Here is a 24386-nt window from a genome sequence, read left to right as displayed (position 1 = left end):
AGGGCCCATTCGCCGGCACGCCGGCGCCTACAAGGTGGCGGCGATCCTGTCCGCCACGTCCCGGGGCACCCAGGCGCGCCAGACGTCGGGGTGCTGCTTGAGGAAGGCCCGGGCCGCGTCCCGCGGGGCGCTGTGGTTCTCGCTCATCTGCGCCAGGGCGCGGTTCAGGGGCTCGATGGGCAGGTCGACCTTGGCGAAGAACTGCGCCAGTTGCGGGTACTGCTTCTGGAATGGCGTGGACACCCCGATCGACAACCTGGAGGCCAGGGAACGGGTTGGCCGGGGGTTGGGGTTGGCGGCGTCGGTCAGGGTCTTCCAGGCTTCGGCGTCAAAGGGCGGTTCTTGCAGTTGCACCAGCTTGAAGCGCCCGAGCAGCGGCGTGGGCGACCAGTAATAGAACAGGATCGGCTTGCCGCGACGGATCGCCGAGCTGATCTCCGCATCCAGGGCCGCTCCGGAACCGCTGCGAAAATTCACGTAGCTGTCCTGCAGGCCATAGGCCTTGAGCTTCTGCTGGTTGACGATCTCCGAGGTCCAGCCGATCGGGCTGTTGAGGAAACGCCCCTTGTCCGGGCTCTCCGGGTCCTTGAACACGTCCTTGTAGCGGGCCAGGTCGGTCACGCTGCGCAGCTCCGGCGCCAGGGGCTTTATACCCTTGGCCGGGTCGCCCTTGATCACGTATTCCGGCACCCACCAGCCTTCGGTGGCGCCCTTGACCGTATCCCCCAGGGCCTGCACCTTGCCTTCGGCCTCGGCCTTGACCCACACCGGGCTGCGCCCCGCCCACTCTTCGCCGATCACCTGGATGTCGTTGTTGGCCAGGGCCGTTTCCAGGGTGATGGTGGTGCCGGGCAAGGTGTCGGTGGGCAAGCCATAGCCCTGCTCCACCATGATCCGCAGGATCTCGGTGATCAGGCTGCCGCTTTCCCAGTTCAGGTCGGCGAAATGAATCGGTTGCGGCGCCGCCACAACCGGCTGCGCCGTACTCAGGGCGGCAAGGCTCAACAGGCTGCTGGCCAGCAGCGCGCGGATTCCTTTCATCGGGGTACACCTCTTGGGTCAGGACCTGGGCTACGGGGGCAGGCAGCGCCTAAGCGCACGGCCCCCAAAGCATTAAGTCAACTGACTGTAGTAGAGGTTCAGTAGTTTCAACCCCAGGCCATTCCCGGATGGCCGCTCAAGAGGCCGGAGGCTCCTGCAACCGCTGCAACTCGCGGCGCACCATGCTGGCGTAGGCCGCGGGGCGCAGGTTGTACAGCTGGGCGGCGACCCAGTTCAGCCAGGCGCCCTGGAGCACGGTCTTCTGCGCGAACAGGCGCTGGGCTTCAGCGCTCGCGGCCTGTTGATGCTCATGGTGAAACGCGGCGCGGCCCTGGCTCATCACTCGCTGGCCTTGAAGCTCACCAGTTCGCCCTTGCGCCATTTGGCGGCCTTGGCGGTCACCGCCTTGAGGGTCTTGGTCAGGCCTTCCTGCAACTGCTCGTTGGCGGCAAACACGGTCACCACCGAATGGCCTTCCTTGAACAGGATGCCCTGCCCCAGGGGGCTGCTGACAAAGGCGTAGTCGCCCAGGCCGTAGACCGTCAGCTTGATCTCGCGAAAGCGGATCTCCATCTTGCCGCCTTCACGGCTGGGCAGCACGGCGGCGCGAAAATGATCGCCGACCTTGAGTTCAAGGCGCGGCTTGTCGTCCACCACCAGGGCCGTCTCGGTGTCGATCTCGGCGACGTAGATGCCTTCGGCGGACTGTTCGGTGAGGTAGACAAAACGAGATTGGAACTGCTTGACCAGCTTTGCGCGCAAATCACCCAACACGAACAATGCATGCATTTCAAGATTACTTACTGCCAAGGAACACTCCCCGATACTCAAAATGATGTCGCCCGGAAAAAAACGGACGGCACGAAAAAACCGCCATGACGGCGTAGTCACCCCAATCGGTTACCCAATACACACAAGTGCAGCTGGCACTCCTGGCCACGACGCTGGCGGCGGCACTGAGCAAGGGGCATTTCGCCGATGCATCAGGCACATGTCGAAGGCGTGAGGAGTGAGCTCTGACCCGCAAAGCGTGGCGGCGCGTCGTCGGGGGTGGGTGCTGGAACAGGCCTGCTGGCCGGATGCACCCGGGTCACGATTCCCCCGGTCGGCAGCCACTTCGGGTTGCAGAGGCAATTCTAGAGCAACTTTGTGCATTTCGACTATTTAAAGCGCACACCGGCTTCGCGCGCCCCCACTTCAGCAAAAGCCGGAGTTGACGCGCAGCCGGTAATATTACCCAGCAACAGAAGCAGGAAGTTTCAGATTAGATCATCAGAATAATCGCCACCTAGAATCCAAATGATATAACTCAGCCCGCCATCACCCAACAACTGCCATACTCCGCCATTGATTGAATGCCCCCCTCTTGGGGGGCGTTCAAGCACTCACTCATCTCCAAGGGAAGGCTAGAAGTGACCGAACTAGATATTGGCGAGTTTTTCATTCGTGGCGAGTGCAGAGAAGTCGAAGGCGAGTTCCAGGCCGTGATTGCCATGCGCGCCAAACCCCCACTGACCCAGGTCACCTTCCACCAGGTGGAACGCGATCGCTGGTTCAAGACCTCGGAAGACGCTGCCGCGGCAGCCAGAGCGTCGGCCAAGGCCCTCAAGCAGGCCATCGACCAGGGCGCCCTGAACGCCTGACAGACAGCGCCAGTCAAGGATCCGACAGCGCGACCGATACAAAGGCGAGATCCGTTTAAGAGCATCATGATGATCGACTTCAAACCCCCATCTCGCCTGGCCGACTTCCTCAAGCCGGATCCAAGCACTGCGGTACTGGAAGCCTCGGACGATGGCGAGACCCTGGTCCTGAGCCGCTCCAGCGCGCAAACCCCGGAAGAGGCGCTGTTGCTGGCGAAGAAGAAACGCATCCGCCAACTGAAAAAGCAGATCGAGCTGCTGCAACAGAAACTGCAGCGGGCCAAGGCCCGCCTGGCCACAGTCAAGGAAGCCAGTTCCGGCTCCGACACCGGCCGGGCCATGGCCCTGTCGTCCGCCCGGGCCCAGGTCATGGCCTACAGCACTGCCCTGTCCATGGCCCAGACGGCGTTGTTCCAGGCCGAGAGCGGCACCCTGGCCTGAACCCTTGGATCGAACTTGCGCGCCTGCCATGCCTCAGATGCACTGAGGCAGCGCCGGTGCTGCCCGTCACCCAAGGAGATCACCATGGAAGCGCCCACCCATAACCTCGAAGGGCTGTTCGACCAGTTGGGCCTGGATTCCAGCCCCGCCGCCATCGATGGTTTCATCGCCCGGCACTCGCCCCTGGACGAAGACCTGAAAATGATCGACGCCCCCTTCTGGACGCCCCAGCAAGCGGCCTTTCTCAAACAGCAACTGCGCGAAGACGCCGACTGGGCGCCCGTGGTGGACGAGCTCAACCTGCGCCTGCACCAGGCCGGTTAAGCCGAATGCCGCAGGTGCCGGCCGCCGGGCAGCAGCACCTGCAGCTGCTGCTGCCAGGCCAGCCGGCACTCCTCGGCCTCGGCGCGGCTGGCAAAGGCCGTGCCGCGCTGCTCGCCATTGACCAGAACCACCCAGCACGCACGACGGCCCTGGGCCCGCAGGCTGGCTGGCACACCGCTGCCAATCATCACCGCTACATCGACTTTGCTGTACATGGAGCTACCTCCAGAAAATTAGTTAGCTGCCTAACGATGTTGGCATACTAACTAACTTGCCGGCCCCTGGAACAGCCTGTTCCTGCATTGCAGCATTACCGATAGCGTAACAATGGAGGCCTCAGCCCTTGCCCGAGCCTGGCGCCTGCTCGGGTTTGTAACCCAGGCGCAGCCCGCCCCAGTGCCGGCCGCGGACCATGATTGGCACCGAAAGGTCATGCATCAGCTCGCCGGTATCCCGGGTATAGGTCTGCAGAAGCAGCGGTTGCTGGTGGCTGCCACAACGGATCCCCGTGCGGTCGGCGAACTTGCGCTTGCTGCGGTTATGCAGGTTGTCCACCTCGGGGTCGCCGGTCAGCGGCTGGGAAAAAACCTTGTTGTGGGTCGGCACGTAGCCTTCCTGGGTACAGGCGATGGCGAACACCAGGCCATCGTGGCGCGGCAGCAGGGATTCCTGGATCGGCGGCAGCACCTGATCGGTGTAGCGGTCGAAGCGGGTCTGGTATTTGGCCGGGTCGGTGTTGGCGATCAACTGGTAGTGACGATCGAACAGATCGTCGAGGCTGATGCGGTTCTGCTCCAGGTCGGCCTCGAACTGCTCGGCAATGCGCCGCGCGCCTTCGCGGGCCAGGTCGTAGATGCGCTGGTGATAGTCATCCAGGCCCACCGCCGCCAGGCGTTCGCTGATGGTTTCCGCCTGCCCTTCCATCTGCACCGCGGCCTGCGCCAGGCTGCGGGTCTGCTGGTCGCTGACCGCCAGGTCGCTGCGCATCTGCTCCACGGCATGAAACAGGCTGTCCAGTTGCTCGCGGTTGGTCTCGGCGCCCCGGGCGATCTCGCTGACCTGCCCTTCCACCCCGGCCGCCAGGCGCGCGATGTTGTCCAGGTGACGACCGGTGTGCTCCACCTGCTCGACCCCCAGGTTGAGGTCGTCGGCCAGCTGGCGGATCTGCTCCACCACGTCGCTGGTGCGCTGCTGGATATCCGCCACCATCACCCCGACCTCGTCGGTGGCCGCGGCGGTGCGCCCGGCCAGCCCGCGCACCTCATCGGCCACCACCGCGAAACCGCGCCCGTGCTCCCCGGCCCGGGCTGCCTCGATGGCCGCATTCAGCGCCAGCAGGTTGGTCTGGCTGGCGATGGACTGGATCACCAGGGTCACCCGCTGGATCTCCTCGCTGCGCTGGCTCAGGGCCTCGATCAGCTCACGGCTGCCATTGGCGCGCTGGCTGAGCAGGTGCATGCGGCTGATGGATTCCCCCAGCACCGTGCGCCCTTCGGCGCTGCTGGCGTGGGCCTCGCTGGCGGCGCCCAGGGCCTGCTGGCTGAGTTGGGAGGTGACCTGCTCGGTCTTGATCATCACTTCGGCGTTGCCGACGATGCGCGCGGCGGCGTCGAGCTGGGATTGCAGCTTGCCTGCCAGCTGGGTCACCGAGTAGGCCACGCCCGCCGCGGACAGTGCGTTATGGGTGGTGCCGTAGGACAGGTCGCGGGTCAGCGCCGACAACTGATCGTCAGCCGTCGCGTTCGCCACCAGGGGCCGCCCGCGCCCGCGCAACCGCGGCAGCCAGATCACCAGCACCGCCACGGGCAGGCACAGGTACAGCGACCAGCCGCCCAGGGCCTGGCCGGCGAACAGCGCCATCAGCGCCGCGCTCTGCAAGGACGGCGTCCACCAGCGGGCGGCGGTTTCGGGTGTTGCCAGCGGCTGCGCGACCGGCGCCGCTAGAGATCCATCTCTTGACATCTGTGTCACCCCACATCGTTCTAATTGTTTGCGGCATTAGACGCCACTAGAGGGCCATTATCCATGGTCCCTTAGTCGCGGGTTTGCAGCAGATCAAGAGAATGTGCGGGCGGGCACTGCCCGAAAAAACAGAGCCCCCGCTGTGGCGGGGGCTGGCGATCAGGCTTGACGCTGATGCTTGTCGATCTGCTCGTGGCGCTCTTGGGCCTCGATGCAGTACTTGGTGGTGGGGCTGATCAGCAGGCGCTTGAGGCCGATCGGCTCGCCGCTGTCGTCGCACCAGCCGAAGCTGTCGTCGCTGATCCGGCCCAGGGCCTGTTCCAGTTGCGGCAGCATGCGCTGGTCGCGATCAATGGCGTTGACCAACCAGGTGCGCTCTTCTTCGACGGAAGCGGCGTCGGCCGGGTCAGCCGGGGTGTCCAGGCTTTCAATGGCGATCCGGTTCTGTTCGATGCGCTCGTGGGTTTCCACCTTCATGGCTTGCAACAGGTCGCTGAAAAAAGCGTGCTGCTCGGCATTCATGTAGTCATCCGCCGGCATGGCCAGCAACTTTTCCTTGGTCATTGATTTCTCTATAAAAAATACGTGCATTAAGGCGAATTCAAACTGTTTCCGGTTGACCCGTCAGGTCATCAGAAAGGCGCCATACCTTCCAAGCGCCACCCGGCACTCAATTTACGAGGGGCGGCAGTCTAAGGCCGGTTTGAGGGCGCAGCAACTGAAATGACAGCGAATCTGTCCGACAAACCGCACAAAGCCCGCAAATGCGGGCTTTGGTGGCGTTTATTGGAGTGCGTTTATAACAAAAAATTCCATAGCCATGGGTCTTTTAGAAGACAAACGGCAGTGCCGGACGGCGGATTCTGGCCGTTTTCAACGATTTCCAGGGGCACCGGCCGGCGCCTCTCCCCTGCTCAGCGCTTGAGCTTGCGCTTGTTGCGGTACTGGTCGATGACCACCGCCACCACGATGATCAGGCCCTTGATGATGTCCTGGATGTAGGCATCGACCCCGACAAAGGTGAAGCCACTGGCCATGACCCCGAGGATCAGCGCGCCGATCACGGTGCCGGTGATGCGCCCCACCCCGCCGGCCAGGCTGGTGCCGCCGATCACTGCCGCGGCAATCGCGTCCAGCTCGTAGGACATGCCCATCCCCGCCTGCCCGGTGGCGGCCCGCGCCGAGGCCACCACCCCGGCCAGCCCCGCCAGCAGCCCGGCAATGCTGTAGACAATCACCAGGTGGCGCTTGACGTTGATCCCCGAAGTCCGCGCCGCCTGCATGTTGCCGCCGATGGCATAGGTGTACTTGCCGTACTTGGTGTAGCGCAGGGCGATATGAAAGATCAGCGCCACCACCAGGAAGATCACCACCGGCATCGCCCCGTGGCCGATGGCGGTGTAGGAATCGGAGAGCATGCTCACCGGCTGGCCCTGGGTGTAGTAACGCGCCAGCCCCCGGGCCGAGACCATCATCCCCAGGGTGGCAATAAAGGGAGGAATGCCGGTCAGGGCAATCACACTGCCGTTGATCGCCCCCGCCAGGAGGCCGACCCCGAGCCCGGCGAGCACCGGGATCCACACCGGCAGGTCGGTCAGCGAGGGAAACACCGCCCGGGTGAAGTCCGAGGTCTGGGCCAGGCTGGCGGCAATCATCGCCGACAGGGCCAGCACCGAACCGGAAGACAGGTCGATGCCGGTGGTGATGATCACCTGGGTCACGCCGATGGCCAGCAGGCCGATCACCGAGACCTGGAGAATCATCAGCACCAGGCGCTGGGAATTGAGCAGGAAACTCTGGTCGCGGACGATCCAGCCAAACAGCTCGAACACCAGGCCGATACCGATCAGCACCAGGAAGATGCTCAGCTCGGTGGGCAGTCGTCGCCGGGGCTTGACTGCCACCGCCGCGGGTTTGTTGTCGATTATCGCGTTCATTGCCAGCCACCACCCTTGGGTTGAATGTCGTCTAGTTCAGGCCCGAAGCCAGTTGCATGACCCGTTCCTGGGTCGCCTCGTTGCGGTCCAGGGTGCCCATCAGTTGCCCTTCGTGCATGACCATGACCCGGTCGCTCATGCCCAGCACCTCGGGCAGTTCCGAGGAAATCATGATCACCGCCATGCCCTCACCGGCCAGACTGGCGATCAGGCGGTAGATCTCAGCCTTGGCTCCCACGTCAATGCCCCGGGTCGGCTCGTCGAGAATCAGGATCCGCGGCTGGGTCATCAGCCAGCGCGCCAGCAGGGCCTTCTGCTGATTGCCCCCGGACAGGGTGTCGATGCATTGCTCCAGGGACGGGGTCTTGACCCGCAGCTTCCTGCACATGTCCTCGCACAAGGCGCGCAAGGCCTTCTGCTGGACAAAACCGCCGCCGGCGTAGTGCGGCAGTACCGCCACTTCCATGTTTTCCAGGACCGACAGGCAGGGGAACAAGCCACTGAGCTTGCGATCCTCGGTCAGCAGGGCAAGGCCCTTCTCGATCGCCCGGTGCGGGTCGCCGATGCGCAGGGGCTGGCCGTCGAGGACAATCTCGCCGCCATCGCTTGGGGTGATGCCGAACAGGGTTTCGGCGACATTGGTTCGCCCCGAGCCCATCAGCCCGGCAATGCCGAGGATCTCCCCGGCATGCAGATCGAAGGACACGCCCTTGAACACCCCGTCCAGGCGCAAGTCGCGGACCTTGAGCAGCAGCTCGCCGATAGGCTTCTCGCGCTGGGGAAACAGCTGGCTCAGCTCGCGCCCCACCATCATCGAGATCAGGCTGTCGCCGTCCAGGCTGTCGGCCCGTTGCAGGCCGATGTAGGCGCCATCGCGAAACACCGCCACTTCATCGGCAATGGCGAACACTTCGTTCATCTTGTGGGTGATATAGACGATGCCCTTACCCTGGGCCTTGAGGTCGGCAATGATCGAGAACAGGTGCGCCACCTCCTTGTCGGTGATGGCCGAGGTCGGCTCGTCCATGATCAGCACGTCGGAGTCATAGGACACGGCCTTGGCGATCTCCACCATCTGGCGCTCGGCGATGCTCAGGTTGCCCACCTGCTCCTCGGGGTCCAGTTCGATGCGCAGGCGCGCCAGCAAGGCGGCGGTGCAGCGGTGCATTTCCCGGTGGTCGATCAGGCCCAGGCGGTTCTGTTGCTCGCGGCCGATCCAGATGTTCTCGGCGATGCTCATGTGCGGCATCAGGTTGAGTTCCTGGTGGATCATGGCGATCCCCGCCTGCAGCGCCGCCAGCGGCGTGGCGAAGGTCACCGGCCGGCCCTTGAGGCGCAGTTCGCCGGAGTCGGGCTGATAGATGCCCGCGATGATCTTCATCAGGGTCGACTTGCCGGCACCGTTTTCGCCCATCAGCGCCAGGACCGTGCCGGGGCGTACCCGCAGTTGCACGTTGGCCAGGGCCACCACCCCGGGAAAGCCCTTGCTGACATTCAGCACTTCCAGCAGGTAGGGCTCCTGGGGCGCCACGGCCGGGCTCAGGGAGTGCAGGCTCGAAGCAGTAGCACAAGCGTTCATGATCAGCTACTCCAGCGGCCGGGCAGCCAGCGCCGCCCGACCCGCGTGTGATTGAAGGGCCGGCGCCTACTTGAACTGGGCGACCGTTTCCGGGGTGATCAGGCGGTAGGGAATCCACACCGCGGCGTCCACCGGCTGCTTGTTGGCCATCTTCACCGCGGTTTCCACCGAGCCGTCGGCCTGGCCCTTGGCGTCCTGGAACACCGACACCGCCAGCTCGCCGCGCTGCACCGCGCGCAGCCCGTCGGGGGTGCCGTCGACCCCGGCGATCAGCACGCTGCCCTTGGCCACCCCGGCCTGGTTCAGGGCCATGGCCGCACCGATGGCCATCTCGTCGTTGTTGGCCACCACCGCATTGAACTCGCGGCCCTGGGTCAGCCAGTCGTTGACCAGGGTCATGCCCTTGTCCCGCAGCCAGACGCCTGTCTGTTCCTGGTCGACCTTGATCCCGGGGTACCGGGCCAGCACCTCCTTGACCCCCTTGGTGCGATTGGTGGTGGAGTTGTTCGCCAGGTCGCCGAGAAGGATCACGATGCTGCCCTTGCCGCCCATTTTCTCGGCCAGGTACTGCATCTGCATCTTGCCTGCCTCCAGGTCGTCGGAGGCCACGGTGACCACGCCCTTGGGCAGGTTCAGGTCGTCCGGGCGACGGTTGACGTAGACCAGGGGAATCCCGGCCTTGACCGCCGCCTCGGTGATCTTGCGAGTGGCGGCGGTATCCACCGGGTTGACCACGATGGCGTCCACCTTCTGGCTGATGAAGCTTTCCACCTGGCTCAGTTGCTTGACCACATCACTGCGGGCGTCCTCGAACTGCAACTGCACGCCTTCGGGCATGGACCTGGCCTTCTGGTCCATGGACTCGCGCAGGTAGGTCAGCCAGGTGTCGTCGAACTGCGACATGCTCACGCCGATGCGCACCTGGGCCAGCGCCGCGCCACTGAACAGCATCAGCGACAGGGCAAGACACGCCACTCGGTTCTGAATGTTCATTAAGAGTCGTTCTCCACATGCTTGTTGGTGGGTGGCCGTGCTCAGGCCGGCGAATACAGAACCGGGGCCCCGGGCATGCAGCCCAGCAGCGCGCCCTGGTGTTCGACACACAGGCCGCTGAGCAGGGTCAATAAACGAGAGGACCAGGGAGTGACGGGCAGATCGCGGGAGGCGGCGCCCCGGGTACGGGACAGCCATTGCAGAGCAGAGCGGAAGGTTTTCATCGACGGCACCTGTTTGTTCTTGTTGGTGGGTTCTCCAGGGCTCAAGCGGGGCTTGAAGGCCATGGGAACCTTGTAGGGTCGGCTACCTGGAAACGACTTTATTGGAAAATAATTTCTATATCAACTCATTTTAGAATTTTACTGCAATTGCATTTCCAGCAGCCCGATCCCTCGCTTCCCGCAGGAGACGGCTTGCCGGCGAAGGGGCCCGCACGCCTTGCAGCGCCCTGGAAAACACCTTCGCTGGCAAGCCGGCGCCTACAGAAATCCCGGGGTTCAGGCGTAGAGCGCCGGGCGCTGGGGCAGGCTGATGGGGACGATCGCCCCGCTCTGCTGGGCCTTGATGCAGGCGTCGGCCGCCACCGCCGCGGCCAAGCCGTCCCAAGCCGAGGGCCCACCCACCCGGCCAGCGCGCACGCCATCGACAAAGGCCTGCAGCTCGACGTCATAGGCGGCGATGAAGCGCTCCTTCCAGTCCATCAGGATCGCGCTGGACAGGCTGGCCGCGCTGCGCAGCTGGACCTGGGGCGGCTCCGGCAGGCGGGCGATGCCGCTCTCACCCACCACTTCGCACTGGATGTCGTAGCCGTACTGGCAGTTGACGAAGATCTCCACGTCAATCCGCGTGCCCCGGGCGGTTTCCAGCAGCACGATCTGCGGGTCGCGCAGTTGAGCGTGGGCCTTGCCGGTCTTGCGCGGGAACAGCACCTGCACCGACACATAGTCGTCCGCCAGCAGCCAGCGCAGCACATCCAGCTCGTGGATCAGGGTGTCGGTGATGGCCATGTCGGTCTTGTAGTTCTCCCCCACCCGCGGGTTGCGGTGAGCGCAGTGCAGCATCAGCGGCTCACCGATGCGCCCACTGTCCAGCACCGCCTTGAGCGCCTGGTAGCCGGCGTCGTAGGGGCGCATGAACCCCACCTGCACCAGGCGCCGGCCGTGGGCAATCTCGGCCTCGACGATGCGCCGGCAGCCGGCGGCGGTCACCGCCAGGGGCTTTTCGCAGAACACCGGCTTGCCGGCGGCGATGGCCGCCAGCACGAACTCTTCGTGGCTCGGGCCCCAGGACGTCACCAGCAGCGCCTGGACCTCCGGCGCCTGGATCAGGGCATGGCCGTCGGGGTAGACCTCGGCCTCAAGCGTGAGCCCGGCCAGCACCCGGGCCGCCTGCTGCGGGTCGATGTCGGTCACCGCCACCACCCGGCAGCCCTGCAGGGTCTGGCTGCAACGCCGAATGTGATCCTGACCTATGGCACCAGTGCCGATAACGCCTAGCTGCAAAGACATGGGTGTACTCCTGTGGTTGTTCGGTTAGGGAGCTTCAGTACTGGCGCGCCTTGGCCAACTGCTGATCGATGGCGGCGGCCGCGGCGGCCACCCTCTCACTGCCGCTGACCTCGGCCACCGCCACATGCCACCAGGACAGGTAGCCGTGGAGCATGGTCTTGGGCAGCACCTTGATATCGATCAGGGTCGAGACCCGCTGCAGCCGGGCGTCCGCCAGGGCGGCGTGGAGCTGCTCCAGGTTCCTCACCTTGTAGGTCTTGCAGCCGTAGGCCGCGGCGCTCATGGCGTAGTCCACCGGGATCAGGCCGCCGTCGAGCTGGTCGCTGTCTGGGTTGCGGTAGCGGAACTCGGTGGCGAAGCTGTCCAGGCCCTGGCCCAGTTGCAGGTTGTTGATGCAGCCGAAGGCCATGTTGTCCAGCAGCACCACGTTGATCTTGCGTTGCTCCTGGATCGAGGTCAGCAGTTCCGAATGCAGCATCAGGTAGGAACCGTCGCCCACCAGGGCATAGACCTCGCGCTCGGGGGCGGCGAGCTTGACCCCCAGGGCCGCGGCAATTTCATAACCCATGCACGAATAGCCATATTCCACGTGGTAGGTGTTGAGCCCCTTGCTGCGCCAGCTGCGTTGCAGGTCCCCGGGCAAGCTGCCGGCAGCGGCGACAATCACCGCATCGTCGGCCAGGCTCTGGTTGAGCATCCCCAGCACCTGGCTCTGGGTCAGGCAGGAGCCGGTCAGCTCGATGAACTCGCGCAGCACCGCCGGGTCCAGCGCGTCGTTGACCTCCGGCACAAAATCCTCACCCTGATAATGCACGCCGTGGACCCGCTCCAGCTCGGCATCCAGCTGCGCCCTGGCCTCGGCCACCCGAGTGCCCCAGCCGGCGCGGTAGGCGCTGCCGGCCAGGGCCTCGCCCAGTGCATGCAAGCCGGCCCGGGCATCGGCCAGCAGTTGCACGCCATCGAGCTTCATGGCATCGCCGGAGTTGATATTGAGGTTGAGAAACTGCACCTGGGGGTGCTGGAACAGCCACTTGGACGATGTGGTGAAATCGCTGTAGCGGGTGCCGACGCCAATGATCAGGTCGGCCTCCCGGGCCAGCAGGTTGGCCGCCAGGCAGCCGGTTTCACCGATGCCGCCCACGTTCAATGGATGGCTGGACAGCAGCGCGCTCTTGCCGGCCTGAGTCTCGGCCACCGGGATCGCGAAGCGCTCGGCGAAGGCCTGCAGGGCCTGGTTGGCCGCGGCGTACTTGACCCCGCCACCGCAGATCAGCAACGGCTTGCGCTTGCCCCGCAGCAGCGCCACGGCGTCCGCCAGCATCGCTTCGGTGGGGGGCCGCCGGTCGATGCGATGCACCCGTCGGGCGAAGAAGCTCAGCGGGTAATCGTAGGCCTCGGCCTGCACATCCTGGGGCAGCGCCAGGGTCACCGCGCCGGTCTGGGCAGGGTCGGCCAGCACCCGCATCGCCTGCAGCGCCGCGCTCATCAACTGCTCCGGGCGGTTGATCCGGTCCCAGTATTTGCTCACCGCCTTGAAGGCATCGTTGGTGCTGATGCCCAGGTCATGGAACTGCTCGATCTGTTGCAGCACCGGGTCCGGCTGGCGGCTGGCGAACACGTCGCCGGGCAACAGCAGCAAGGGAATGCGGTTGGCCGTGGCGGTGGCCGCGGCGGTCAGCATATTGGCCGCGCCGGGGCCCACCGAAGCGGTGCAGGCATAGACCTTGCGCCGCAGGTGCTGCTTGGCAAACCCGATGGCGGCATGGGCCATGCCCTGCTCGTTGCGGCCCTGGTGCACCCGCAATTGGCCCGGGTCCTGCTGCAGCGCCTGGCCGATGCCCAGCACATTGCCGTGGCCGAAGATCGTAAAGACCCCGGCAACGAACCGGCTCTGCTGCCCGTCCACCTCGACGTACTGGTTATCGAGGAATTTCACCAGGGCCTGGGCCATGGTCAGTCGAATCGTGCTCATCTGTGTTCCTTCAATGGCCATACAGCACTCTCACTGTTCTTTGTGCAGAAGCCGGCTTGCCGGCGCCTACAAGGGGGTCAGGCCAGGGCCTGGCGCAGGTGCTGGATACTGCGCTCCAGAGCCTGCTGCAGGTCCGGTCGATCGTGAACGCTCGCGGCAAAGGGCTCGAAGGACAGGTAGCCGCGGTAACCGCCCGCCAGCAACGCGGCGATCTGCGTCGTGGTGCCCAGCCGGTCCGCCGCGCCCACCAGCACCCGATGACCGTCCCGCAGCGTTGCCAGAGGCAGTGGCGGGCCCTCGACACCGGAGAGATGCACCAGCCCGGTGAGCTCGGCGAACAGCTGGGGTTCGCCGGCCAGTGTGTGGTGGAAGGTATCGTGCACCAGGCTCAGCACATCCAGCGCGCCAACGGCGCGGATCGCGTCCACGGCGCTGCGCTTGTCACGCAGGGCGCACTCGGCAAACCCCAGGGGTTCGACAAAACCGCGCAGGCCATGCTGGCGAAGAACCTCCGCGATCCGGGTCAGGGCGGCCGCCAGCCCCTGGGCCCGCTGGCCCGCGCTGCGCCGGTCGCCGGGGTCGTTCAGCGGGCACAACACCAGGCCCTCGGCACCGCAGGCGCGGGCATAACCGGCCAGGCGCAGCAACTGCTGGCGGCGCTGTTCATCCCACAGGTCGAAGGGGTACAGGGCATTGATCGACAGCAGCCGGATGCCACGCTGCTCACACAGCTCGCGGACCTGCTCGGGGGGCGTGCCATCCTCGATCTCCACACCCTTGAGGTCATTGCGCAGCTCCACTGCATCGATCTTCAAGGCCAGTGCCAGGTCAAGAAAATCCGCCAGAGGCAGGTGCGGTGCGACCATTCGGTTCAAGGCAAAACGCAAAGGCTGAGTCATGTTCCAACTCCCCGAAAATCGGCAAAGGTGCGTCGTTCACAGATCCAGCAGCCAGCTGTGCCGGGGGTCGTTATGGAACTGCCAGACCCGCTTCGGCCCAGCCATCACGTTCAGGTAATAGGACTCGTAGCCATAGGGCACGCTGACCGGGTGGTAGCCCCTGGGCACTACCACCAGGTCGTGGTGCTCCACCGCCATGGCCTCGTCCAGGCTGCGGTCGTCGGTGTAGACCCGCTGGAAGACAAAGCCCTGGGGCGGGTTGAGCTGGTGGTAATAGGTCTCTTCCAGAAAGCTCTGGTGCGGCAGGTCGTCGGTGTCGTGCTTGTGCGGCGGGTAGCTGGAGGAATGCCCGGACGGCGTGCGCACCTCCACTACCAGCAGGGAATGGGCCGGCTCGCTGTCGGGCAGGATGTCGCAGACGTAGCGAGTATTGGCGCCCTTGCCGCGCACGCTGCGCTTGCATTGTTCCGGGCGGATCAGCCGTGGGCCGAGGTCGTTATCGACTGCCCCCGGGGCGGCACACACAGCGATCTGCACATCGCTCAAGGCGGTGACCCGGGCCCGACTGCCCGGCGGCAGGTAGGCTGCAAAGGGGGATTTGTCTTCGAACACCGATTGCCGGTCACCCAGGTTGGGCCACTGGAAGGCGCCCTGGGACGCTTCGCCCTGCACATCGATGCGGCCGCTGAGCAGCACCAGGCACAGCTCCTTGTCGCCGGCGCTGACCGGCAGGCTTTCCCCCAGGCCCAGGCGGTAGGCACTGAACCCCACGTATTCCAGGGCGCCCTCTTGCAGCTGGACCATGGTCCGGCCCTTTGCAGCGCTTTTAACCAGCAGGCTCATTGGGCAGCCCTCCTGCGTTGCAGCGCGGCATCCAGCAGGGCCCGCAGGGTGTCGTAACCTTTTTTCGCATAGACGTAGCTCGGCGCCACCGCCGGGTCCTGCTCGGCCTCCACTACCAGCCAGCCCTGGTAGCCAGCGTCCAGCAGCACATCGAGCAAGGGAGCGAAGTCAATGTCGCCATCGCCCGGCACGGTAAAGGTGCCGTTGACGATGCAGTCGGGGAAGCTCCACAGGTTGTTGCGCGCCAGTTGCACCACCGGCTTGCGCACGTCCTTGAAGTGCACATGGCACACCCGCCCGATATGCCGGCGCAGCACCTCCAGGGGTTCGCCGCCGCCCATGTAGCAATGGCCCGAATCGAACAGCAGGCCGACTTCCTCGCCGGTCAGGCGCATCAGCGTGTCGATGTCCGCCGGGGACTCGACGTAGGCGCCCATGTGGTGGTGATAGGCCAGGCGCACGCCCTGGGACAGGGTGAAACGCGCCAGCTCCGTGAGTTTGTCGGCGTAATCCTGCCAGGCCTGTGCACTGTGCCAGCGCGGGCGCTCGATCAGACGCACCGGCAAGCCCTGGATCGAGTCGGCCACTTCGCCGTAGACCAGCACCGAGGCGCCGTTGCGTTTGAGCAGTTCGACGTGGCTGGCAATGGCGTCGATTTCCTCGGCCACCGAACGCCGGGCCAGGCGGCTGGAGTACCAGCCCGAGACCAGCGCCAGGTCATAAGGGCGCAACACATCGCCCACGCCCTTGGCGTCCTTGGGGAACTTGCCGTTGAGTTCGAAGCCTTGGTAACCGATCTCGCGGCCTTCGCTGAGGGCGGTGCTCAAGGGCGTTTCACCGCCCAGGGCCGGCAGGTCGTCGTTGCTCCAGGAGATCGGGTTGATGCCAATTCGGATGGCGGGCATGGCTGCACCTTTTGTTGTTATTCATGAAAGCGTGGAGAACGGCCTTGTACTTGTAGGAGCTGGCTTGCCAGCGAAGGCGCCGGCGAGCCTGGCACCAGGCTCAAGACCCTCTTCGCCGGCCAGCCGGCTCCTACAGCGGGCGGGCGCTGCGCCAGGCGTTGATCAGTTGTTCGAAGGTGCCCTGCACTTGCCGGATCAGGGTGTCGTCGTCGATCTCCCCCGCCAGCCACGCTCGGCTGGGCTCCTGGAAAATCGTGCGGCCCACGGCAAACCCCCGGCAGGTGCGGCTGTCGGCCGCTTGCCGGAAGCCCTCGGCGAGGGCTTCGGCCGAGGCATTCAGGCCCAGCAGCACCACGCCACGGCAATAGGGGTCGCGCTCCTGGATCAGCTCATCGAGCTTTTTCCATTCCTCGGCCGACTGCGCCTCGATCTTCCACCACGCGGGGTAGATGCCCAGGTTGTACAGGCGCTTGAGGCTGCGGTAGAGCACCTCGGGATGAGCGCCGGGCAGGTCCCTGGGCGGGATGATTTCCAGCAGCAGCTCATGCCCGCTGACCTGGGACGCCTGGTACAGGCCACGGATCTGCGCTTCCTGTTCCAGGCGCAGCAAGGGTTCGTCGTCCGGGTGAAATTGCACCAGGCACTTGATGATCTGTTCCTGGGGCCAGGCGATCAGATTGCTGCCCACCGAGCGCCCGTGCTCGAACGCCAGGGGCCGCGAGCCCTGCACTTCCACCGGCCGCGCCACCCACCAGCCGCGCCCGGTGGCGGCGTTCAGCGCCTCCTGGCCGAAGCGCTGGTCGGCCAGCAGGCCGACATCGGCCTCGATGCCCCGGCGCCGCAGGTCGGCTTCGACCCGCTGCACCGCTTCTATGAAGAGTTGCTTGAGCTGACCGATGGCCTTGAGCTCGCGACCACCTTGCTGCGCCAGTTCCACCAGTTGCCCACGGTGGTCGAAGGCGAAGACGAACAGGGGCTTCCAGGCCTTGCGCGGCACACTGACCTGATGCAGGCGTTGCAGCACCGGGTCCTGGTCGGGACGGGTGATGGGCACCGGGCTGCTGAACAGATAGTCCAGTTCGGCCCGGGTCGGCATCGCCGGGGCGCAGGCGTGGCGCGACACCACCAGGCCGCCGCAGGCGTTGGCCAACTGGCAGCAGCGCTCGTCACTGGCCTCTTCCAGCCAGCCACTGAGGAAGCCGGACATGAAGGCATCGCCGGCGCCCAGTACGTTGAGCACCTCCACCCGCACGCCGGGGTAGATCGCCCCGTCTTCCAGGCGCTCCGGAATCTCACCGTGGATCACCGTGCACCCTTGCGGGCCAAGCTTGACCACCAGGGTCGCGGCACTCAGTGAACGCACGGTGCGCAAGGCCGTCAGCAGGTCGTCGCTGCCACCGGCAATCAGGAACTCCTCTTCGGTGCCGACGATCAGATCGAAGCGCGGCAGGATGCCCTGCACATGCTGGCTGACTTGCGGGTCGGCCACGAACCGGGTCTGGCCGTCGGCCTTGCCCGCCAGGCCCCAGAGCACCGGCCGGTAGTCGATGTCCAGGACCCGCTTGACCCCATGCCTTTGCGCGTAGTCCAGGGCCTGCAGGCTGGCCCGGTAGACGCCGTCAGTGGAAAAATGAGTACCGGTGATCAGCAGGGCCTTGCTGGAGGCGATGAAGGCTTCGTCGATGTCGGCGGCGCACAGCGCCATGTCCGCGCAGTTCTCGCGGTAGAACACCAGGGGGAAGGTTTCACGGTCCTTGAGGCCCAGCAGGACCAGGGCGGTGAGGCGCTGCGGGTCGACCTTGACGGCACTGACGTCGCAGCCTTCGCGCACCAGCGACTCCAGCAGGAAGCGCCCCATGTGGTCGTCACCAACCCGGCTCAGCATCGCCGACTTGAGGCCCAGCCGCGCAGTGCCAAAGGCAATGTTCGCCGACGAGCCGCCGAGGTATTTGGCAAAGCTTGCGACATCCTCCAGCCGGGCCCCCACTTGCTGCGCATAGAGGTCGACGCCCAGGCGTCCGAGGCAGATCAGATCCAATTGACGCCCACTGGCAAAACGAGTCTGGCCCATGCTGGCTCCTGTTATTTTTATCAGCCGCTGCCTGCCGTCGCGCACTGCCCCGGCAGGCCTACTTGGTGGATGCAGACTAGAACGTCTCCCGACACCAATCAATATTTATTCTATAAATTTTTTACGTGGAATATTTTTTCCATTAAACTTTTCTGCAATGCCCAAGGCTGCGCCGTGCATCGTTTCAGCAAGGCGCCCGGGGCCCGGCCCCTCAAGATTTTCCCGGCGCCGACCCTGTAGACTGCCCGCAGCCCATTTATTGTCAGGGGGCGACGCCCGCGGTCGCTCCCATCAGTACCCTCAGAAGGATCCGTTATGTCCCGCACCGATCAGCCGGCCCTGTCCGATCGCACGCCCGAGAGCGACCTTGCCAGCCCTCCGGCCAATGCCGAGCGGCTGCTGCAGTTGATCACCGAGGAGTACGAGAGCCTGCCGCGCCAGCTCAAGCGCATCGCCAGCTACATGAGCCAGCAGAGCGACCGGATCATGGTCGACCGGATCAGCGACATCGCCCGCGAGTGCGAGGTGCACCCTTCGGCCATCGTGCGTTTTTCCCAGCGTTTCGGCTTCAGCGGCTTCAGTGAAATGCAGGCGCTGTTCCGCCAGGCCTACACCCACAAGGCCACGCCGGTGCAGAACTACCAGCAGCGCATCCGCAGCCTGATCGCCAACAAGTCGCAGAAGGCCAGCGACGGCGACCTGGCGCGCGACTGCATCAGCGCCACCCTGTCGGGGATCGAGCGCCTGGGCCTGGAGCTGGACGACGCGGCCTTCGAGCAGGCCGTGGACCTGGTGGTCAACACCGACAATATCTATGTGGTGGGGGTGCGCCGCTCCTTCGCCGTGGCCGACTACCTGGTGTACAACCTGCAGCACACCAACAAGCGCATCCACCTGGTGTCGGGGCTGGGGGGCAGCTACCGCGAGCAGATGCGCAGTATCCGCCCCAACGACCTGGTGATCGCCATCAGCTTCACCCCCTACGCCAAGGAAACCCAGCACTGCCTGCGCATTGCCCAGCACAACCAGGCCAAGACCCTGATCATCACCGACAGCACCCTGTCGCCCCTGGCCAAGCGCGCCAACAGCGTGCTGCTGGTCAACGAGGGCAGCTCCTTCGCCTTCCGCTCACTGAGCGCCACCCTGTGCCTGTGCCAGGCGCTGTTCATTGCCGTGGCCTACCGCCTGGAACTGAAGATGGACGAGATTCACGAACAGGGCGGCTTCGACGACTAGCCCTTCGGCTGGCGCGGCGCTATTCGTAGATCTTGCCGCAGTACAGGAACACCGCGAAGCGCTGCCAGGGCGAAGCCTCCACCAGCCCCTGGGTGGCACCGATGCCGGTGGCCTCGGCCCAGGCGTGGGCGCCGTCGAGAAAATCCTCGATGCAATGGTTCTGCCAACTGTCGGCCTCGCCGGCCTGGGCCATGCGCTGCGCCTGGCGGCGGTCGGCAATCAGCGCCTGAACGAAGTCGAGGAAGCTCTGCTCGTCATGCACCTGCTGCAAGCGTTGTTCAAGGTCCATTGGGGCTCTCCGGGGTCAGGACGTTGCCTGGAGCGCCAGGCCCTTGCGCAGCAGTTCCTTGCGCAGGATCGGCCGGCCCGGGCAATGCACGCCGTCCAGGGTGCTGCACTCTAGCAGCCGTTCCAGCTTGCGGGCACTGCCCGGGCTGCCGGTCAGCAGGTAGCTCGTGCCTTCGCCGAGGCTGATCAGGTTCAGCAGCCAGTCATCGCCCCACTGCCCCAGCACCTGCTCGATCAGGCTGCGCTGGCGCACCAGCAGGCCCTGGGCATGCCACAGGGTCAGTTGGGCGAAACGCCGCGGCAGGTTGCTGGACGCTTCGAACACTTTCAGGTCCTTGAGCAGGGCCTCGGGCAGTTGTGCTTCGATCTGCTGCTGGCACTCCTTGAAATAGTCTTCGGGCCAGTCGGGGCCCAGGCCGGCCAGCGCGGCCAGGTCGGCGTAGGCCTGGCGGTCCGCCGCGGTGCACCCCTGGTCGGTGAAGTTCAGGGTGTTGTCGAGAATGCCCGCCGCCAGCAGTTGCGCGCTGTCGCGGCTGATCCTGGGCAGCAACCCGGAGTCGCGCCAGCGCTGGTAGACCTGGGTACAGGCGGCACCGATCTGGCGGATATCCGCGTGCTGGCCCAGGCGCTCGTTCCAGAAGGCCTCGAAACCCGGGTGATGGTCGATGACCTCCACCACCCGGTCCAGGTCCACCAGCGGGTCCAGGTGCAGGTGGTTGGAAATGTCCACCAGCACGAACTGCTCGGTCCCTTGCGGAACATGGGCGTCCAGCCCCTTGAGACGCTGGCGGAAAGTGCCCGGGATGCTCTCGTTGAGCGGCGCGCTGCTCAGGGCCCGGGCCGGGCGGCCGTTGAGGTTGAGCCATTCGGCATAGGCAATGCAGCCGGCGTAGGCGTCGATATCCAGATAAGCCGCGCCGGCGGTGACAATGATCATGACGTCCCTGTAATCCACAAAGGCCGGAGGCCGGGGCGCCGAGGGTGCCTGAGCCACATGACAGCCAGATGACAGTCAGCGGCCCTCTACAGGCCCTGCCTCGGCCACCAGCAGCGCCGCCAGCCGCGAGCCGCTGAAGCGGATCTGCGCCAGGCTCAGGGCCGCGTAGCCGACGATCACCGCCGCCGGCCGGCGCACCTGCTGGCAGTGCTCGGCCAGGCCCTGCAACAGCAGGCCCTGCTGGGCCGCGCGCTGGCGAAAGCGCGCCTCATCGCTGCCCGGCGGCAACGTCAGCAGCAGATGCAGCCCGGCCTGCTGGCCGCTGATGCTGTAGCAGCCTGGCGCTTCACTGGCGAGGATCGCCAGCAGCAGGTCGCGGCGTTCCTGATAGGCCTGGCGCGCCGCCCGCAGATTGCGCAGGAAGGCGCCGCTGGCGATGTAGTCGGCCAGGGCCAGTTGCTCGATCACCCCCACCGAGCGCCCGGTGTCCTGCAAGGTGGCCAGCAACCGCGGGCGCAGGCGCTCGGGCAGCAGCATGAACCCTACCCGCAGGCCGGCGAACAGGGTCTTGTTGAAGCTGCCGCAGTAGATGACGCGGTCGTCCCGGTCCAGGGACTTGAGGGCCGCCAGGGGCGCGCTCTGGTAGTTGAATTCGCTGTCGTAGTCGTCCTCCACCACCCAGGCCTCGCTGTGCCGGGCCCACTCCAGCAGGGCCAGGCGCCGGGACACCGGCATGGTCATGCCCAGGGGCGCCTGATGGGCCGGGGTGACATAGACCATGCGGGCATCCTGATGGTGTTGCAGCTGCTGTACATCGATCCCGTCCTCCTCCACCGGAATCGGCACCAGCCGCGCTCCGGCCAGGGCGAACAGGCTCCGGGCCGACAGGTAGCCGGGGTCTTCGAGGCACACCTTGTCGCCCGCTTGCAGCAGGCTGCGGGCCAGCAGGTCGAGGCCATGGCGGATGCCGGTGGTGATCATCACCTGCTGCGGCTCGCAGGCGATGCCCCGGTGCTGCCCCAGGTACTGGGCGATCTGCTGGCGCAGGGCCGGCAGGCCGCCGGGGTCGGCGTCCCACAGCGACTGCGCCGAAGCATTGCCCAGGGCCCGGGTCAGGGAGCGGGTCCAGCGTTGCAGGGGAAACAGCGCCGGGTCGGCCAGCCGGGCGACAAACGGCTGGCCGGCCCGCACGCTGAGCGGCGGGTACGGTGGTTCGCTCTCGCTGACGATGGGTGCCGCCGCCCGTGCCGGGGCGCTCAGGTACAGGTCCGGCACCACCGCGCAGACCCGGGTCCCGGAACCGCTGGCCCGGCTCACATAACCTTCGCTGCGCAAGCGGTCGAAGACCACTTCCAGGGTGCCCCGGGACAGGCCCCAGCGCTGGGCCAGGGTGCGGGTCGAGGGCAAGCGGCAGCCGGCAGGCAGGCGTTTTTCCAGGATCGCCTGGCGCAGGGCACTGTAGGCGCTGTCCTGTTTGCCCGGGGCTTCATCGCAGTGCTGGGGCAGCGGCAGGTCGAGGGGCACGGGGTGTTTTCCACGGCTCATAGTGGTCCAGTCAAAAGCGGCCTAAATGGTGCTCGGCATTAAACCACAAACCCCTTAATTTCAGCGCCATCGCCCTCTGCCCCGAGCCTGCCATGCCGCCCGCCAGCCCCATCACCACCCGCTCCATCGCTGTTGAACGCCCCCTCGCCCCCTGGCTCTGGACCCTGTTGCTGCTGGTGGTGGTCTGCCTGCCGCGGATCAGCATCGACCTGTACCTGCCGGCGCTGCCGGCCATGGCCGACCAACTGGGGGCCAGCGACGCCCAGCTGCAACTGACCCTGAGCCTGTACATGCTCGGCTATGCCCTGTCGATGCTGCTGGGTGGCCCGCTGTGCGACCGCTATGGCCGGCGCCCGGTACTGCTGGCGGGCACAGCGCTGTTTCTCGCGGCCAGCCTGGCCTGCATGCTGGCCGCCAGTGTCGAAGTACTGATGGCCGCCCGCCTGCTGCAGGCCCTGGGCGGTTGCTGCGGCACCCTGGTGGGCCGGGTCATGGTCCGCGACCGCTGCCCGCCCGAGGAGCAGCCGCGGCTGCTGGGGCTGTTGTCCATGGGCATTGCCCTGTCGCCAATGCTGGCACCGCCCCTGGGCAGCTTGATCGACCAGTTGCTGGGCTGGCGTGGCCTGTTCCTGTGCCTGAGCCTGGTGGCCGCTGCGGCCTGGCTGCTGATGTTCAAGCGGCTGGCCGAAACCCGCCCGCCGCAGCTCGCGCCAGTGGCCGTGAAAAGCCTGCCGAGCCTGTACCTGCGCCTGCTGGGCGAGGCCTACTTCATGCGCTATTCCCTGGCCATCGGCTGCCTTTACTGCACCTACTTCCCGTTCATTGTGCAATCGCCGGCCCTGTTGCAGCGCCAGCTGGGGCTGTCGCCCACGGCCTACGCCCTGGTGTTCGCCGCCACCGTGGCCGGCTACCTGATGGGGTCGCGGCTGTTCCAGCGCCTGGGGGTACGCCACAGTGCCGACCGCCTGATCACCGCGGCCTGCCTGTTGAACCTGGCCGGCGCCGGCCTGTTGCTGCTCACCCGCAGCCTGTGGCCCGACAGCCTGTGGGCCATCGTGCTGCCGATGCTGGCGCTGATGCTCTCGGTGGGCCTGGCGATTCCCGCCTGCCAGCTGGCGATTCTGCAGCCCTATGCGGCGGTGGCCGGCACCGCCTCGGGGCTGTTCTTCTTTATCCAGATGGCCATGACCGCCGGCTGCGGGCTGTTGGCCAGCCTGCTGGCGGACAGCCCGGCGGGCTCGCTGCAGGCCCTGACCGGCCTGTTCAGCCTGGCCCTGGGGCTGGCCTGGTGGTGCCTGCGGCCACGGCGGTGGTAGGCGCCGGCTCAGAACGCCTTCCTGCACCCCTGTAGCCGCTGCTGAGCCTACAAAGCTGCGAAAGGCCGGGCCGCGTTCGGTACGCGGGGCCTTGCTTGGCGGCCTCCTGCCGAACCTCGGGCGCCCTCAAGCCTCCCGCGTCTTCTTCGCAGCCTGCGGCAGCGGCTACAGGTTTGCACTGTGCAAGGTTGCTTCAATACCGCTAAATTGACCGCGCCTTTCCCATCCGTTGTGCCGTTCAAGACAAGGAAATACGTGATGAAGCTTATTGGAATGCTCGATTCACCCTACGTGCGCCGCGTCGCCATCAGCCTCAAGAGCCTGGGCCTGCCCTTCGAGCATCACTCGCTTTCGGTGTTCAGCACCTTCGAGCAGTTCAAGGCGATCAACCCCGTGGTCAAGGCCCCGACCCTGGTCTGCGAGGGCGGTGAAGTGCTGATGGATTCGAGCCTGATCATCGACTACCTGGAAACCCTGGCCGGCCCGCAACGCAGCCTGATGCCCACCGCCCTGCCCCAGCGCCTGCGTGAGCTGCGGCTGGTCGGCCTGGCCCTGGCGGCCTGCGAGAAGTCGGTACAGATCGTTTACGAGCGCAACCTGCGCCCTGCGGAGAAACAGCACGGCCCCTGGCTGGAGCGGGTTGGCGGCCAGTTGCAGGCCGCCTATGGCGAGCTGGAGCAGGAGTTGCAGAAACAGCCCCTGCCCCGGGACGGTTCCCTGGGCCAGGCCGGCATCAGCCTGGCGGTGGCCTGGAGTTTCAGCCAGATGATGGTGGCGGACCAGTTCAACCCCGGACAATTCCCGGCAGTACGCGGCTTTGCCGAGTACGCCGAACAATTGCCGGTGTTCCTCGCCACCCCCGCCACCTGAGCCACACCCTCCCCGTAGGAGCCGGCTTGCCGGCGAAGAGGCCTGCAAGCCTTGCAGCGCCTTCGAAGACGCC

The 24386-nt window shown here is 65.7% G+C and carries 25 protein-coding genes; 6 read left to right on the top strand and 19 right to left on the bottom strand.

The features are described from left to right. Positions 1–27: 27 nt before the first annotated feature. The 3 genes from KI242_RS13890 to KI242_RS13880 form a co-directional block, all read right to left on the bottom strand. Complete coding sequence (locus KI242_RS13890) at positions 28–1041, bottom strand: ABC transporter substrate-binding protein (RefSeq protein WP_015635323.1); 1014 nt, start codon at positions 1039–1041, stop codon at positions 28–30. Between the two features lie 136 nt (positions 1042–1177). Further along, complete coding sequence (locus tag KI242_RS13885) at positions 1178–1381, bottom strand: hypothetical protein (protein WP_015635322.1); 204 nt, start codon at positions 1379–1381, stop codon at positions 1178–1180. Further along, on the bottom strand, positions 1381–1830 hold the full coding sequence (locus tag KI242_RS13880; RefSeq protein ID WP_036996569.1) for a hypothetical protein: 450 nt from the start codon (positions 1828–1830) through the stop codon (positions 1381–1383). Before KI242_RS13880 ends, KI242_RS13885 begins: the two co-directional genes overlap by 1 nt. Before the next feature lie 623 nt (positions 1831–2453). Here KI242_RS13880 and KI242_RS13875 point away from each other — a divergent pair. The 3 genes from KI242_RS13875 (at position 2454) to KI242_RS13865 (ending at position 3449) form a co-directional block, all read left to right on the top strand. Beyond that, on the top strand, positions 2454–2684 hold the full coding sequence (locus tag KI242_RS13875) for a hypothetical protein (protein ID WP_026020108.1): 231 nt from the start codon (positions 2454–2456) through the stop codon (positions 2682–2684). A 69-nt stretch (positions 2685–2753) separates the two neighbouring features. Continuing rightward, positions 2754–3125 (top strand): hypothetical protein, encoded by a 372-nt coding sequence (locus KI242_RS13870; RefSeq protein WP_123473245.1) that lies wholly within the window; start codon positions 2754–2756, stop codon positions 3123–3125. An 84-nt stretch (positions 3126–3209) separates the two neighbouring features. Further along, positions 3210–3449, top strand: a complete 240-nt coding sequence (locus KI242_RS13865) for a DUF2789 domain-containing protein (protein ID WP_011060895.1) — start codon at positions 3210–3212, stop codon at positions 3447–3449. Here KI242_RS13865 and KI242_RS13860 read toward each other — a convergent pair. The 13 genes from KI242_RS13860 to iolC all read right to left on the bottom strand — a co-directional run bounded on the left by KI242_RS13860 (position 3446) and on the right by iolC (position 18121). After that, a complete protein-coding gene (locus tag KI242_RS13860) occupies positions 3446–3664 on the bottom strand; it encodes a hypothetical protein (protein ID WP_212806266.1) in 219 nt (72 codons plus the stop codon). The genes KI242_RS13865 and KI242_RS13860 overlap by 4 nt on opposite strands. A gap of 121 nt (positions 3665–3785) precedes the next feature. Beyond that, positions 3786–5411: a methyl-accepting chemotaxis protein gene (locus KI242_RS13855; protein WP_125063791.1), complete on the bottom strand. Its 1626-nt coding sequence runs from the start codon at positions 5409–5411 to the stop codon at positions 3786–3788. 159 nt (positions 5412–5570) lie between these two features. Continuing rightward, a complete protein-coding gene (locus KI242_RS13850; RefSeq protein ID WP_011060892.1) occupies positions 5571–5975 on the bottom strand; it encodes a TraR/DksA family transcriptional regulator in 405 nt (134 codons plus the stop codon). A 350-nt stretch (positions 5976–6325) separates the two neighbouring features. After that, positions 6326–7348 (bottom strand): ABC transporter permease, encoded by a 1023-nt coding sequence (locus tag KI242_RS13845; RefSeq protein WP_011060891.1) that lies wholly within the window; start codon positions 7346–7348, stop codon positions 6326–6328. A gap of 31 nt (positions 7349–7379) precedes the next feature. Then, the gene (locus KI242_RS13840) at positions 7380–8927 is read right to left on the bottom strand and encodes a sugar ABC transporter ATP-binding protein (protein ID WP_072452259.1); all 1548 of its coding nucleotides are present in this window, start codon (positions 8925–8927) and stop codon (positions 7380–7382) included. A 66-nt stretch (positions 8928–8993) separates the two neighbouring features. Next, positions 8994–9920: a sugar ABC transporter substrate-binding protein gene (locus KI242_RS13835; protein ID WP_011060889.1), complete on the bottom strand. Its 927-nt coding sequence runs from the start codon at positions 9918–9920 to the stop codon at positions 8994–8996. A gap of 41 nt (positions 9921–9961) precedes the next feature. Next, complete coding sequence (locus tag KI242_RS13830; protein ID WP_011060888.1) at positions 9962–10207, bottom strand: hypothetical protein; 246 nt, start codon at positions 10205–10207, stop codon at positions 9962–9964. A gap of 213 nt (positions 10208–10420) precedes the next feature. Beyond that, positions 10421–11431, bottom strand: coding sequence for a Gfo/Idh/MocA family oxidoreductase (locus tag KI242_RS13825; RefSeq protein WP_212806265.1), 1011 nt, complete (start codon positions 11429–11431; stop codon positions 10421–10423). Positions 11432–11465: 34 nt separating this feature from the next. After that, positions 11466–13403, bottom strand: coding sequence for a 3D-(3,5/4)-trihydroxycyclohexane-1,2-dione acylhydrolase (decyclizing) (gene iolD, locus KI242_RS13820; RefSeq protein ID WP_212806264.1), 1938 nt, complete (start codon positions 13401–13403; stop codon positions 11466–11468). Between the two features lie 77 nt (positions 13404–13480). Continuing rightward, on the bottom strand, positions 13481–14302 hold the full coding sequence (locus tag KI242_RS13815; protein ID WP_174395524.1) for a TIM barrel protein: 822 nt from the start codon (positions 14300–14302) through the stop codon (positions 13481–13483). Positions 14303–14338: 36 nt separating this feature from the next. Next, on the bottom strand, positions 14339–15145 hold the full coding sequence (gene iolB, locus KI242_RS13810) for a 5-deoxy-glucuronate isomerase (RefSeq protein ID WP_015635313.1): 807 nt from the start codon (positions 15143–15145) through the stop codon (positions 14339–14341). Further along, positions 15142–16050: a myo-inosose-2 dehydratase gene (gene iolE, locus KI242_RS13805; protein WP_015635312.1), complete on the bottom strand. Its 909-nt coding sequence runs from the start codon at positions 16048–16050 to the stop codon at positions 15142–15144. Before iolE ends, iolB begins: the two co-directional genes overlap by 4 nt. 130 nt (positions 16051–16180) lie before the next feature. After that, entirely contained in the window at positions 16181–18121 is a 1941-nt protein-coding gene (gene iolC, locus KI242_RS13800) for a 5-dehydro-2-deoxygluconokinase (RefSeq protein ID WP_212806263.1), read from the bottom strand. Positions 18122–18436: 315 nt separating this feature from the next. Between iolC and KI242_RS13795 the strand changes: the two genes are divergently transcribed. Then, positions 18437–19357, top strand: coding sequence for a MurR/RpiR family transcriptional regulator (locus KI242_RS13795; protein ID WP_011060881.1), 921 nt, complete (start codon positions 18437–18439; stop codon positions 19355–19357). 19 nt (positions 19358–19376) lie between these two features. Here the strand turns inward: KI242_RS13795 and KI242_RS13790 are convergent, their stop codons facing one another. The 3 genes from KI242_RS13790 to KI242_RS13780 form a co-directional block, all read right to left on the bottom strand. Continuing rightward, positions 19377–19646 (bottom strand): hypothetical protein, encoded by a 270-nt coding sequence (locus tag KI242_RS13790; RefSeq protein WP_011060880.1) that lies wholly within the window; start codon positions 19644–19646, stop codon positions 19377–19379. A 15-nt stretch (positions 19647–19661) separates the two neighbouring features. After that, entirely contained in the window at positions 19662–20582 is a 921-nt protein-coding gene (locus KI242_RS13785; protein WP_015635310.1) for a DHH family protein, read from the bottom strand. 75 nt (positions 20583–20657) lie between these two features. Next, the gene (locus KI242_RS13780; RefSeq protein WP_011060878.1) at positions 20658–22127 is read right to left on the bottom strand and encodes a PLP-dependent aminotransferase family protein; all 1470 of its coding nucleotides are present in this window, start codon (positions 22125–22127) and stop codon (positions 20658–20660) included. 92 nt (positions 22128–22219) lie between these two features. On the opposite strand from KI242_RS13780, the gene KI242_RS13775 reads away from it, so the two are divergent. Together KI242_RS13775 and KI242_RS13770 are read left to right on the top strand one after the other, a co-directional pair. Beyond that, positions 22220–23443 (top strand): multidrug effflux MFS transporter, encoded by a 1224-nt coding sequence (locus KI242_RS13775; RefSeq protein WP_015635309.1) that lies wholly within the window; start codon positions 22220–22222, stop codon positions 23441–23443. Positions 23444–23701: 258 nt separating this feature from the next. Further along, on the top strand, positions 23702–24313 hold the full coding sequence (locus KI242_RS13770) for a glutathione S-transferase (protein WP_011060876.1): 612 nt from the start codon (positions 23702–23704) through the stop codon (positions 24311–24313). The last annotated feature ends 73 nt before the right edge of the window (positions 24314–24386 follow it).

The organism is Pseudomonas sp. Eqa60 (assembly GCF_018326405.1).
Classification (GTDB): domain Bacteria; phylum Pseudomonadota; class Gammaproteobacteria; order Pseudomonadales; family Pseudomonadaceae; genus Aquipseudomonas; species Aquipseudomonas protegens.
Note: the sequence above shows the minus strand (reverse complement) of the source record. Positions and strands in the feature narration are given on the sequence as shown.